9 protein-coding genes are annotated in these 13840 nt (G+C 43.8%); 6 read left to right on the top strand and 3 right to left on the bottom strand.

Features of this window, described 5'->3' with window-relative positions; all coding sequences use genetic code 11:
* The first annotated feature begins 130 nt into the window (after nucleotides 1–130).
* Entirely contained in the window at nucleotides 131–721 is a 591-nt protein-coding gene (locus tag BLP92_RS10045) for a hypothetical protein (RefSeq protein ID WP_090842825.1), read from the top strand.
* Between the two features lie 49 nt (nucleotides 722–770).
* On the opposite strand, the gene BLP92_RS10050 is transcribed toward BLP92_RS10045, so the two are convergent.
* Entirely contained in the window at nucleotides 771–1526 is a 756-nt protein-coding gene (locus tag BLP92_RS10050; RefSeq protein WP_090842826.1) for a M15 family metallopeptidase, read from the bottom strand.
* A 482-nt stretch (nucleotides 1527–2008) separates the two neighbouring features.
* On the opposite strand from BLP92_RS10050, the gene nirB reads away from it, so the two are divergent.
* Together nirB and nasC are read left to right on the top strand one after the other, a co-directional pair.
* Complete coding sequence (nirB, locus tag BLP92_RS10055; protein ID WP_090842827.1) at nucleotides 2009–4360, top strand: nitrite reductase large subunit NirB; 2352 nt, start codon at nucleotides 2009–2011, stop codon at nucleotides 4358–4360.
* A gap of 100 nt (nucleotides 4361–4460) precedes the next feature.
* Nucleotides 4461–6608, top strand: a complete 2148-nt coding sequence (gene nasC, locus BLP92_RS10060) for an assimilatory nitrate reductase catalytic subunit NasC (protein WP_090842828.1) — start codon at nucleotides 4461–4463, stop codon at nucleotides 6606–6608.
* Between the two features lie 201 nt (nucleotides 6609–6809).
* On the opposite strand, the gene BLP92_RS10065 is transcribed toward nasC, so the two are convergent.
* Both BLP92_RS10065 and mgtE read right to left on the bottom strand, forming a co-directional pair.
* Nucleotides 6810–8039, bottom strand: coding sequence for a nitrate/nitrite transporter (locus tag BLP92_RS10065; RefSeq protein WP_090842829.1), 1230 nt, complete (start codon nucleotides 8037–8039; stop codon nucleotides 6810–6812).
* A gap of 219 nt (nucleotides 8040–8258) precedes the next feature.
* The gene (mgtE, locus tag BLP92_RS10070; protein ID WP_090842830.1) at nucleotides 8259–9617 is read right to left on the bottom strand and encodes a magnesium transporter; all 1359 of its coding nucleotides are present in this window, start codon (nucleotides 9615–9617) and stop codon (nucleotides 8259–8261) included.
* Between the two features lie 454 nt (nucleotides 9618–10071).
* Between mgtE and cysQ the strand changes: the two genes are divergently transcribed.
* The 3 genes from cysQ (at nucleotide 10072) to BLP92_RS10090 (ending at nucleotide 13838) form a co-directional block, all read left to right on the top strand.
* Nucleotides 10072–10893, top strand: coding sequence for a 3'(2'),5'-bisphosphate nucleotidase CysQ (gene cysQ / locus BLP92_RS10075; protein WP_090842831.1), 822 nt, complete (start codon nucleotides 10072–10074; stop codon nucleotides 10891–10893).
* 216 nt (nucleotides 10894–11109) lie between these two features.
* The gene (locus tag BLP92_RS10080) at nucleotides 11110–11823 is read left to right on the top strand and encodes a Na-translocating system protein MpsC family protein (protein WP_090842832.1); all 714 of its coding nucleotides are present in this window, start codon (nucleotides 11110–11112) and stop codon (nucleotides 11821–11823) included.
* Nucleotides 11824–12815: 992 nt separating this feature from the next.
* Nucleotides 12816–13838, top strand: a complete 1023-nt coding sequence (locus tag BLP92_RS10090; protein ID WP_090842834.1) for a zinc-binding alcohol dehydrogenase family protein — start codon at nucleotides 12816–12818, stop codon at nucleotides 13836–13838.
* Nucleotides 13839–13840: the final 2 nt, after the last annotated feature.

The following is a 13840-nucleotide window of genomic DNA, read 5'->3' on the forward strand; positions in this document are numbered from 1 at the left end:
GATGAGAGCAGCGAAGAAAAGCCCTCCGGCAAGCCTTCGCCGAAAGCGAAGCACAAATATCACTATTAACATATAAAAGGCAGCTTTGTTTTCCACACAGGCTGTATTATTAAAGAGGGGCGAAGCAGTTGTGAAAAATCTAATCAATAAAATTGATCATGACGACATTGATAAGGTCGTGATTGTAGCAGCAGTCCTGGCAGTAATAATGGCTGTATTTATTCCTATCGTCATGGTGATGCTGTTTCAGGAAATATTCTTTTTTGATCGGGAGCAGTGGCTGCTTTCCAGACCGGATCTATCTTACATAGTGGTGATTGCAAGCTTTTTAATAGTGCCGCTGGCAGGAATAACTTACTTCTTCACGAAAAAAGTCTGGTATAAACGCCACCCCCTTATCGGCGGAGGCTTTGTTCTGCTGTTGATGCTTCTTGCTTTTCCAGTGGCCTATATGGGGATGATGCATTATTACTATATGGATGATGAAGGCTTCACTTACAGTCCGATTGCCTCTCTGGAAGAGGAGTTTTTCCCTTGGAAGGATGCAGAGGAAGTAATTGTGATTACTTCTGAGGGAGATTCTGTCGCTTCTTATGAAGCAATAGAATTTGTATTTTCGGGCGGAAAGAGATTTGAACTGGAAGCAAATCATGAAGTTTTTACATATCGCCAGAGAATTTTCCGTGTAATAGAAGAAAACGGCGGGGAAGTAGTAAGATAGGCGTAAAAAAAGACAGGCACGCGGAGGAAATGATTCCTCTGCGTGCCTTTTAATATATAACGGGAAGAGAAAACTCTTCCAGCGTAAGGTCATGTTCATCTATATACTGTGCATTTTCTACTCCAACATAACGCAGGTGCCACGGCTCATACTGGTATCCTGTAATATCTTCTTTTCCTTCTTCGTAGCGGATAATGTAGCCATAATCACTCGCATGTTCAGCGATCCATTCCCCTTCAGAGGTGTCACCGAATTTCGTGGAAAGGTAGTCTCCAGATTCAGAGAGCTCCGGACTCGAGACATCCATAGACAAGCCGGATTGATGTTCACTTTCCCCCGGTCTTGCACTGAATTCCAACGTTCTCTCCAGGCCGTGCTCGGCTACGTTATTATCAAAAATTTCTTCCTGTCTGTCATAAGAGCGATAGCCGGAAAGGGCAATAATCTGGAGTCCATCTTCCTCCGCAGCCGCAAACATTTCTTCCAATGCTGCCGCTGCTTCCTCCCGTATTTCAGGTTCTCCAAAATTATGCACTTCCGGCACCGTTAAGTCTTCAGGGGAAAAATCTGCAGGTAAGCTTCGTTCTTTGTTTACGAGCATAGTTATTTCTTCAGGATTGTTTACTTCCGAATGTAAGGAAGGATTCTGGAGCTGATCGAATACTGCATTGAGACGAAGCTGCTGCCAGTCTGGAGGAGATAAAAGCTGCACGTCTGTTTCCTGCTCCATAAGCAGCTGCGCAGTGAGGTGCTGAAATTCTCCAGAGGCCCAGTGCGCTTCCGGTACTTCAAAAATAAATGTCATGTTGTCAGGAATATTCTCTGCTGATATCTCTGGAGCTGCCGAAACTTGGCTGCTGTATGCAAACACAGCTAAACCGAGCACAGCACAGAGAGAAATGTTAACACGGTTGATAAAAAACTCCTCCTCGCAGTCAGGTATATGAAATTCATTCTTATAGATAGCGATAAAGTTATATACAAACTTCTTTTTATATTATAAAGGGTTTCCTTCTTCTCTTACAGTGATATCTGTAAAGAAATTAAGTACGGCGGAAATTCCTGAATCAGCCTCTGAAAAAAGTAAAAGCTCTCTTTTAAAATGTAAGCGTTATTAATAGAACATTCTGAAAAAATCACGTTAAATTATCTCTCAAAGATTAATTAAACACCTTTGAATTATGACATAATCGAGAACAAATGAACGAAATCCAAGCTGCAGCAGCAGATTTTTTCAACTTTACGACCATCATCTTAAGAAACAATGCATCCTAACGGAGGGAAAAAATGACTAAACAAAAACTTGTATTAATCGGAAACGGCATGGCCGGAATGAATGCTGTAGAAAAAATTATCAACGCTGCTCCCGAAGCATTCGACATTACGGTTTTTGGAAAAGAACCTCACCCAAATTACAACCGTATAATGCTTTCTTCGGTTTTACAAGGAGACACTACCATTCAGGACATCGCGATTCACGACTTCGACTGGTATGAACACCGAAATATACAGCTGTATACGGGAGAAGAAGTGACAGAGATAGATAAAGAAAATCAGCAGGTAACAACAAATAAAGGTACAACTGCTTCCTATGATAAATTAATCCTTGCGACAGGATCGAATCCATTTTTGCTGCCGCTTCCCGGAGCGGATTTACCCGAAGTGATCCCTTTTCGCACACTGGATGACTGTGAACAAATTTTAACTTCTGCAAAAAGCATGAAGAAAGCTGTTGTTATCGGCGGAGGGCTGCTCGGGCTGGAAGCAGCGAGAGGGCTGCTGAATTTAGGACTGGAAGTAGACGTAGTGCATCTTGGCCCATTTCTTATGGAGCGTCAGCTGGATGAGACAGCGGCACATCTGCTGCAGAAAGATTTAGAAGAGCAGGGGATGAACTTCCACCTGGAAACCCAGACATCGGAAATTCTCGGAGAACATAAAGTAGAGGGCGTTCAATTTAAAGAGGGAACCACTGTTGCAGCAGATATGGTGATTATGTCTGTGGGAGTAGCCCCGAACGTCACTTTAGCGAAAGAAAATAACATTGAAACGAACCGGGGAATTCTGGTAAATGATTATATGCAGACAAAAGATGCAGATATTTATGCGGTAGGAGAGTGTGCTGAGCATGAAGGAATGGTCTATGGACTTGTAAATCCTTTGTATGAGCAGGCAGACACGCTTGCGGCCCATATTACACAAACCTCCGGAGCCTCCAGTTATGCAGGTTCTTTCTTGTATACACAGCTTAAAATTTCCGGGCTCGATGTATTCTCTGCCGGCGATCTTGCTGAATCCGGGGAAACCAGATCCGTACAATTTTACGATGAAATTAACCGTGTATATAAAAAAGTCATTCTGCATGACGACAGGATTCAAGGAGCAGTGCTTTATGGAGACGTAAAGCCGCAGTCAAAACTGCTTTCTTTTATCACAAATAGAAAACTTCTTTCCGATGAAATTCTCCACAGTATGCTGTTTCCTTCCTCCGGCCAGGAAGATCTGGTAAGGTCGCTTTCTTTAAGTGCGAATATCTGTCAGTGCAATAATGTGCCAAAGGGTGAGATCATCCGGGCAGTCCAGGAAAATGGCCTTGTTACTGCAGAAGAAGTAAAAAAGCAGACGAAGGCTTCCAGCTCCTGCGGAGGATGCAAGCCGATGGTAAATGAACTGCTTGCTTATATCCAAAGTGAAGAGTTTGATGAAACACTGGAAGAAAAAACACTTTGCAGCTGTACAGACAAGTCTGAAGAAACAGTGGTAGCCCTTATTCAGGAAAAAGAACTCACAAGTATAAAGGAAATAACCAGGGAACTGCAGTGGAAAAAAAAGGACGGCTGTTCTGCATGTATTCCAGTACTTCATTATTACCTGAATATGATTTATCCGAAAGATGAAGAATATACAGAAGGTGCGCCACCCGCAGCAATGCTGCAGCTGGAGCAGGGAGGGACTTATTCTTTCTCCCCGCAAATGTACGGGGGCGTAACAACGCCTGATGAATTAATGCACATATCAAGTGTTGCAAAAAAATTCCGTGTTTCTTCTCTCCAGCTGCTTGCAAGCCAGCGAATTCAATTTTCAGGAGTAAAAACAGAAGATCTATCTGCATTATACAAAGAATTAAATACAGAACTGGTCCCTATCACTTTCAGCTCTCTTGAACCAATCCAGACCTTTGCACCACCGGCCTGGCCGGTAATGAAGAAGGCAGAGATGCAGGAGCTGGCGGTCTCCCTGGAAAAACAGTTAGCAAATCTTCTCCTGCCTGCTTATATGCATCTGAGAATCGGCGGCACCCTTCAAATGAAAGAAAAAGTGCTGCAAAGCGATGTTGGACTGCTTGCAATGGAACATGGCTGGGAAATTTACATTGGCCAGGGTGTTTCCGGAGCGGCAAGCGAGCTGTTTTACGTAACTTCTTCAACCGAGGAAGTGAAAGAGATGATCGGCGCGCTTTTTCAATACTACCGGGAAGGTGCAAAGTACGGAGAAACCTTCAGCGAGTGGGCAGAAAGGGTCAGCTTCATTCATTTAAGAGAAGTTCTTTTTGATATGGATGCGAGATTCGTACTGCTGGAAAGTCTGGAAGAAGCCCAGGAAAGAAAGGGAGCATTTCAGCCGCTTTCCTCTGTGTGAGCCAGCGGTATTGCTTCTCTTTAGCGAAGCTTTTATTTTCATGGCCGCCTGAAAAAACAGCAGGAAAAAGAGAGAAAAGGAAGAGGAGATGAATGCATGCATGAAGCACTCGATGCTGAATTATTACAGAGAAAAACAACGGCAGGTAGAGTCAGAAACGATATATAATACCCAGTGCCCTTTTTGCAGTATGCAGTGTAAAAAGCAGGTGATTGAACAGAAATATGTGAAAAGGAAAAGCTACCTTACCAAAGGAGTAGATAACCCTACTACGCACGGAAGACTGTGTATTAAAGGAATGAATGCTTACCAGCACGCTGTTCATAAAGACCGGGTGCTGGAGCCTCTTCATAAGCAGAATGGAGAATTTGTGCCGATCAGCTGGGAGAAAGCACTGGAAATGATTCGTGAGCAGTTTACTGCGATTCAGGCAGCGCATGGGAAAGATGCTGTCGGCGTATACGGAAGCGGCTCTATTACAAATGAAGAAGCATATTTACTCGGGAAATTCGCCAGAGTCGGACTGCAGACGAAATATATTGATTATAATGGACGGTTCTGCATGGCTTCTGCAGCAACAGCGGGCAACGCTGTGTTCGGCCTGGACCGCGGCTTAACAAACTCACTCTCAGAAATTCCGAAAGCCAAATGTATTATATTAGCAGGTACAAACCTGGCGGAATGCCAGCCGACCATTATGCCTTATTTTGAAGAGGCAAGAAAAAATGGCAGTTACATTATTGTCATTGATCCCAGGGAGACAGAAACGGCAAAAATGGCAGATCTGCACTTAAAGGTAAAGCCGGGGAAAGACGCGGCGCTTGCGAATGCACTGCTGAAGGTAATTGAAAAAGAAGGACTCATCAACGAATCTTTTGTGAAAGAGAGAACAAACGGATGGGAAGAGATGAAGGCGCATCTTACTTCTTTAAATCTTGAAGAAGCAGCTGCACTGGCAAGTGTGCCGTTAAAGGATATCGAGCTTGCTGCAAAAGCTTTTGCCAAAGCTCCCACAGGGATGATATTTACTGCGCGGGGAGTAGAGCAGCAGACAGATGGGCACATGGCAGTGCGAAACTTTTTGAACCTTCTTCTCCTGACAGGCAAAATCGGCCAGGAAGGGAGCGGCTACGGGGCTGTCACCGGGCAGAGCAACGGCCAGGGTGGACGGGAACACGGACAAAAAGCCGATCAGCTCCCGGGATATCGTTCGATCACGAAAAAGGAAGACAGGGACTATGTGGCTGGAATGTGGGGAGTGAAGGAAGAAGATCTTCCGGGAAAAGGTGTGTCTGCCTATGAAATGATGGAAAAAGTGCATGAAAGAGAGATTCGCAGTATGCTGCTCATGTGCTCGAACCCTATTGTTTCCACACCGAATGCAAGCTTCGTCAAAGAAGCACTCGCATCCCTCGATTTTTTCGTGGCAATTGATTTATTTATTTCAGAAACTGCACAGATGGCAGATTTGATTCTGCCGGCCTCTTCTTATTTAGAAGACGAAGGAACGATGACGAACGTAGAAGGACGTGTAACGCTCCGCGAAGCGAATAAAAAGCCGGAAGGCAAAAGCAGACATGACTGGCAGATTCTTTGTGATATTGCAAAAGTGCTCGGAAAAGAAGAGTATTTTCCTTTCACTTCTGCAGAAGAGGTATTCAACGAATTAAGAACCGCCAGCAAAGGCGGGAGGGCAGATTACTATGGGATCACCTATGATCGTATTCGTGAAGAACAGGGAATTTTGTGGCCGTGTCCTTCTCTCGATCATAAAGGTACGCACCGTTTGTTTGAGGAGTCCTTTGCAACGGCAGATGGAAAAGCCGTATTAAGCGTCGTGTCGAATGATGCAGAGCTCAAAAAGGAAGCGGTCAGTGAGGATTATCCACTGTATTTAACGACCGGACGTATCATGTCGCATTATTTAACAGGGGTGCAGACGCGTAAAAGTACAAACCTTGCAGCGCATTTTTATGAATCCTTTATGGAAATTCATCCGGAAACGGCAGGAGAATACGGGATTCCAGAAAATGAGCTGGTAGAAATACAATCCAAACGGGGTACCATCGTAGTAAGAAGCAGAATCTCTGAACATATACGAAAAGATACGATCTTTGTGCCGTTCCACTGGGCGGAAGATCAGAACGTAAATATGCTCGTTCCAAAGGATTTAGATCCAAACTGCGGCATGCCGGGATATAAAGTATCTGCTGTAAAGATCAGAAGGCACGAGCCGAGCTTCGTTTAGTTTATTCAGATAATGGCAGAACACAGCAGACCGTGTTCTGCCATTATCTTTGAATGCCGGTCGGCAAGCTTCCGACGGAAAGCGAAGGAGAACCGATACATAGCAAATGATAAATAAAATAAAAGAAATCCCTTATTTCATAAACACGATGAAAAGGCTGCTCCGTGAAGGAACAGCCTTTTCTCCGTTAAAATACTCAAGCTAAGCGCGAACGGAAGTTTCCTGCCCTGAAGCAGCTCTTTCGCGCTTCAGTTTCCATTCCTTTTTCCAGCCGAGATGCGCTACATATAATAACCCAAAAGCGCCAAGTGCAGTAAAGGCGAGAACAAGAAATCCGCTGGAATAAGTGCCAGTCAGCGTTCTCAGCGTGCCGAGCACGTTTGGAAGGAAGAACCCTCCGATACCACCTGCTGCACCAACGATACCGGTCACCATCCCAATCTCTTTCTGGAAGCGCTGCGGTACAAGCTGGAACACGGCGCCGTTGCCCATTCCGAGAAAGCCCATCCCGATAAATAGCATAGCGATTACCAATACAAGCGGGGGCATGAAGCTCACTCCGAGAAAGCATACTGCAACGCCGATAAATAAGAACTGAAGTAACTTTACTCCGCCGATTTTGTCGGCAATCAAGCCGCCTACCGGTCTTAAAAAGCTTCCGGAAGCAATAACGATAGTAACAAAATAACCTGCCATCACCCCGGAAACACTGTACTGGGAAGCAAAGAAGTAGCTTAAGAAACTGGCAAGTCCTACAAAGCCGCCGAAGGTAACGCTGTACAATGCACAGAAATACCAGGCGTCTTTTTCTTTCAGCACAAGGAAATAATCTTTGATCGGCTTTGGCTTCGGCTGATTTGGTGGTTCTTTTGCCAGGAAAATATAAGTGAAGAGCACAAGTGTTAAAGGAATCAGCGCTAAGCCAAGCACACCGTTCCAGCCGAAAATTTCTGCCAGACCGGGACCAAACAAAGTCGCCAGCAGGGTTCCGCTGTTACCGGCACCGGCAATACCCATTGCCACTCCCTGTAAATGAGGAGGATACCACCGGCTTGCCATGGGCAGTGCCGCTGAAAAGCTTGCGCCAGCTACACCCAGCAAAATACCGATAAAATAAAGCTCTGTAACAGAGAATCCAAACAGCCATCCCCATACCAGTGGAATCATCGTAACCAGCATTCCACCGATGGAAGTCTTTTTAGGACCAAACCTGTCGGTCAGTATTCCCATAATAACCCGGAAAACCGAACCAGCCAGTATCGGGATGGCTACAATAAAGCCGACTTGACCTGGCGTCAAACCAAAGTCTGCAGTGATGTACACCCCCAGTGCTCCGAGAAGCACCCAGATCATGAAGCTGATATCAAAGTATAAAAAGGCAGATAACAGAGACGGGGCATGACCACTTTTCCTTAAGTTCGCTAATTTCAAATAGTAACACTCCTTTGCTGTAGTGACTCTATTATTGCAGGTGCCGTTGTGAAAATCATCACATGTGTAAGGAAATGTTACGTATTTTTTTCAAAAATCAGATAATTCATTCGTTTGAAATTTCTCCGTCTTATTTATCTTGGAGAAAGGTAAATACGCAGGGAAAGCCAAATAAAAACAGCCTGTGCTGATTTTACGCCAGCGCAGGCTGCAGAGAATTTAAACGATCTGTGAAAGAAATGCTGTGGCAATTCCAAAGAAGATCAGGAGAGAAAGTATATCATTAATAGTAGTAATTAATGGACCGGAGGCAATGGCCGGGTCTACGTTGAGCTTGTATAAAATCAAGGGAATAATCGTACCTGCCAGTGTACCAATAATCAATGTGAGCAGTAGTGATACTCCTACAACCATGCCAAGGACGATATTTCCCTGCCAGAAAAAGGCAATAATTGAAATGAGAATCCCACAGGTAATCCCGATAAAAATTCCTACCCACATTTCACGGAAAATCAGCTTTCCTGCCTGTTTCAGCGTCAGATCTTCAGACACGAGCCCCCGCACGACGACTGCAAGAGACTGCGTACCTGTATTCCCAGTCATACCGGCAATCATCGGCATAAAGAAAGCAAGAGCGACTGCGGCATCAAGCGTTTCTTCAAAGCCGCTGATAATCCCCCCGGAAACAAGCCCGACAAATAACAGAATGATCAGCCAGGGGAGGCGGCGGTAGGCTGCCACCCAGGGCTTCGTATTAAAATCAATCGCCTTACCGGAAGCGGAAAGCATTTCAATATCTTCGTTTGCTTCCTGAATGACAACATCAATAATGTCATCGACTGTAATGATGCCGGCAAGCGTGCCGTCTTCTTTAATCACGGGAAGAGAAACGAAGTCATACCGGCTGATAAGCTTTGCTGCTTCTTCCTGGTCTTCATATACGTCTACTTTTACAACTCGTCCATACATGACATCTTCAATTTTTTGAGAGTTGTCAGCTAGAAGAAGGTCTCTGTAAGAAACAACTCCGACCAACTTCTTATCTTCATCAATTACATAAAGATAGTTTAAGTATTCTGCAAGCTCTGCAAATTCTTTCAGCTTTTCTACCGCTTCACCAATCGTATAATGCTTCTTAATCCATACAAAGCGGTTATTCATGATTCTTCCTGCAGTTTCCGGCGGATAGTTCATCAGGTCCTGAACCATCTGCGATTCTTTCGGCTTCATTTCTGATAAAAGCTCTTCAATTTTTTCAGGCTCGAGGTCTGAAAGGAAGGAGGCGAGTTCATCATTTTCCATCAAATCAAGTACTTTTGTGGAGCGCTCTATCCCCAGGCGGTGCAGCACATCCAGCTTGTCGTCCAGTTCCAGCTCTTCCATTAATTCTGTAAGCTGTTCAATCGATAAGTAATAAAGAAATTTATATTTATGTTTAGACGGAATCGCCTGATACTGCTGGTACATATCATATGGCTGCAGCTCATCAATAATATCCCGGAAGGATTTTTTCTTTCCTTCCTGCACCGCTTTGATGATTGCCAGCGTGATTTCATTTTCAGTCATATTCATAGGCATTCTCGCTTCCTCCAATCCCGCATAGTTTCATTCAGCCATAAGCTGAATATTTTCACGAGAAGTGTTTACTAGCTTATTCTATTCCCTTTCCCGCTTCCAAGATAACATGTTTACGTTCATTCAGGGAAGAAGCCTTCAAACAGCAGTGTTAATCTTTTGAAAAACATGGGAATTAATAGGGGTAAATTGACAAAGGTTTCACGTGAAACATAGTTTGGGTATTAGTTGGGCGGGCGAAGTGAGAGTGATAAAATAGAGGGCGACGTGTCAAGAAAGGAACGTGGTATATAATAAGCGTGGGTTTCCGCAATTTTAGGAGAGATTTTTAGGGTTTTTGAAAATTGGAGTATTTTCTGTCGTATAGTTTTGTCAGCATATTATTAATAAGCTTATTTAAACAGATTGTCAGGTCTTGCGCCGGCTGCGCAGAAATCAATCAAAGGGGAGCAGGAAAATGCAATTAAAATATATAACAGAGCTTGCGATTCAGGCAGGAGAAGAAATCATGAAAGTATATAATGGGGAGTCAATGGGAATAGAAACAAAAGAGGACGATTCGCCTCTTACACGGGCAGATAAACGTGCGCATGCGGTCATTGCGGCAGGATTGGAAAAAGCCTATCCGCTGATTCCGATTTTAAGTGAGGAAGGAGAGATGCCGGAAGTGACTGTCCGGCAAGCTTGGAAGCGTTTCTGGTTGGTAGACCCCCTTGATGGGACAAAAGAATTTATTAAAAAAAACGGTGAGTTTACGGTAAATATCGCATTGATTGAAGAGGGAAAACCTGTACTAAGCTGTATTTACGCTCCTGCACTTGATACACTTTACGTGGCAGAAAAAGGGGCAGGAAGCTGGAAAATTGAGAATGCAGCTTCTCGTGTGCTGCCAGATACAGCCGCTCTTTTAGAAGCAGGAGATAAACTGCCCAACCAGGAGCCGGACGGAGTGGCAGCAGTTGTGAGCCGGTCCCATCTTTCTGAAGCGACAGAACAAATGCTGGAAGAGCTGGAGCAGCAATTTGAGCAGGTCACTACTATTTCCGCAGGGAGCTCTTTAAAGCTGTGTCTGATTGCTGAAGGCAAGGCTGACTTCTATCCCAGGATGGCACCTACGATGGAGTGGGATATTGGAGCCGGGCAGCTTATCGTAGAGGAAGCGGGGGGAGCGGTAGTAGTCGCAGATTCAAAGCAAAAGATGGAATATAATAAAGATGAACTGTTAAATCCGTATTTTATTGCGAAATCAGCTTGGCTCCTTCAGCACAGCAGTATGTAAGTGCAGGTATAATCTTAGAATAAAGAAGGATTCTGTTAATATTACTTGATGATAATGATCGAAAGCAGCACTTCAATTAAATTGTTCGAAAACAAGCCCTCCAGCAAATATTCGTCTACTAAAAACGCTTTAATAATAGAAGAATTTTGTTTTAAGTCCAGGAGTATGGTTATTATTAAGAGAGAGCTTTAACTTCGAAAGGGGAGAAACAAAGATATGACAAAAGACCGTCCTCTAGAGGCAGAGGTGGGAGGATATATTACTTCCATGCTTCGTACGAATTTTGGGAAAGGGCCGACTTCTGTATATGTTACGCTGAAGCCGCCTTTTTTTACTGTGCATCTGCGGGGATTTTTGGCCCCTATGGAGAAAATACTATTAAAGCAAAATGAAACGGAGCGAGTGCTGGAAACAAGAGATATGCTGATGCAGGAGATGCAGCAGGAAATAAAACATCAGTTATGGGATCAGGCAAAGCTGGATGTACGGGAAATTTATGCAGACTGGCAGCTGGAAAATGAGACAGGGGTCATTTTTGGAGTATTAAAGCAGGGGCAGCAGGAGGAAAAAGAGTGGCCGTGGCCGGAGGATGTTAACCGGGAGGAACTTACTGAGAAATTAAAAAAAGCCAGTAAAAACGCGGAAAAAACGCCTGTGGTGACGGAGGTGTTCTGGCTGAATGACCGGACGATATTAGTCAAGCGTTCAGGAATTCTGGTAAGAATCGAAAAAGAGTTAATCAAAAGAGGTGTGATTGAAGATCTTAAGCTGGCCAAACGGCCATTGGAACGAAGAGTTTTAATAGAAGTAGGGTTGGAAGAAACATTAAAAAGACATGTGGACGATTATTTTGTGGATTGGGATTTTGAAAATGATCTTGGCTATACAGTCATCACGCTGCAGACAAAAAAACAGACGCCTAAGGGCTAAGGACACTCCCGTGAATAAGGCGGCTTGTGACATTATTCAGTAAAGCAGCTGCTCCAGAGCGGTCTGCAACAGCTGCTTTTTAACCTATGGCCTGGGAAAAAGCTTCGCATTCAGGACATTTGGAATAATTTTTTTCCTTCTCCAATGAAAGAATATATGTGTTGGAATTACTATATTCTCTTTCTTCGGGAGCGGTATCGGTAAAATCGCACTCTTCCCCCATGCATATGCTTTTATGAATACGACGCTTGTCATGGTCGATAAAAAATATCATTCAAATCTCAGCCTTTCTGTTCTAGTTATATTGAAAAGGGAAGTCTGGACAGGAAAGAAAGTTCGTTTCTCTTCATTCGGACTGTAAATCAAAAAAGCCGAAAAGACCCCCTCCGCAGGGAAATCTTTTCGGCTTTGCATTCAGCGCTATCGTCTGAAGCATACAACCTTATATTCAGTGTTAATCTATCGCAAGAGAAAAGGTTTCGCAGTGACTGCACTTGCTGTACCCTTTTTTCTCCTCCAAGTCTGTTACATAAGATTTGGAATCTGTAAATTCCCGCTTTTCTGCGGGAGAATCATTAAAGTCGCAGCTGTCACCTGCACAGACTTTTCGATGAATACGTTGTTTATGGTGATCGACGAAAAATCTCACACATCTCACAGCCTTTCGTTCAAATTCAAATAAAAAAAGCCGAAAAGAACCCAGCTCACGCAAGGGAAATCTTTTCGGCTTTGCATACAGCACAACTGTCTGTAACATTTAACCTACTGGCTCACTATTTTATTCATTACATGATGTTCCTGCCGTACAGGAAATCTGCTGCAAAATTTTATAAAGTGTTTACCCGGACTTTTTAGAAACGCTAATGTTTTCTAAGTACTTCCTATCCTAAAGCAAAAGTCAGTATAAGTCAAATAGTTGCCAAACCATAACAATTCCCGGATTAAGAATGTTTAAAACAGGAAATATAAAAAAGTAGAAAAGGAGTGGTAAAATGCAGAAAATGAATGCAGTTGGATTATTTGAATCTCTGCCGGCAGAGAATGAAGAAAGTTTACAGAATATAGAGGTAGAAAAGCCTTCACCACAAGGAAGAGATATACTGGTAGAAGTAAAAGCTGTTTCTATCAATCCAGTAGATACCAAGGTGCGGGGGTCTGTAAAAGAAAAATTGGAAGAGCCGAAAATTCTCGGCTATGATGCTGCAGGAGTAGTCGTTGCGACAGGAGAAGAGGTCTCTCTTTTTTCACCCGGGGATGAAGTTTATTATGCAGGTTCGGTTGGAAGGCAGGGGACCAATAGTGAATTTCATTTAGTGGATGAGCGTATCACAGCAAAAAAACCGTCGAATCTTGATTTTGCGGAAGCTGCCGCACTGCCTCTTACGACGATCACTGCCTGGGAAGCGATTTACGAGCGCATGCATGTATCAAAAGATCCGGAGCAAAATAAAGGGAAAACTATGCTGATTATCGGTGCTGCCGGAGGAGTGGGATCGATTGCCGTTCAAATTGCGAAACAGGCGGGACTTCAGGTGATTGGAACTGCTTCCCGGGATGAAACGAAAGAGTGGGTAAAAGCAAGAGGTGCGGATCACCTGATTAATCACCATCATAATTTTAAAGAACAGCTGCAGGAACTTTCTATTAATGAAGTAGATTATATTTTCTGTCTCCACAGTACAGATATGCACTGGGAAGCGATGGTGGAAGTGGCCGCACCGCAGTCTTATATTTGTGCAATTGTAGACACCGCGGAAAAAGTCGACCTGGCGCTTCTGAAACAAAAAAGTATTACTTTTGCCTGGGAATTTATGTTTACAAGGCCTCTTTTCACCACACCAGACATGATTGAACAGCATCATCTGTTAACAGATGCCGCTTCATTAGTTGAAAAGGGAGAATTGGCCACAACGATGACAGAGCGATTAAAAGGCTTTGATGCAGAGAACTTCCGGAAAGGCCATCAGCTACTGGAAGAAGGTAAAATGATAGGAAAGCTTGTAATCGAAAAATAAAA

This window comes from Alkalicoccus daliensis (assembly GCF_900103955.1).
Taxonomy (GTDB): Bacteria; Bacillota; Bacilli; order Bacillales; family Salisediminibacteriaceae; genus Alkalicoccus; species Alkalicoccus daliensis.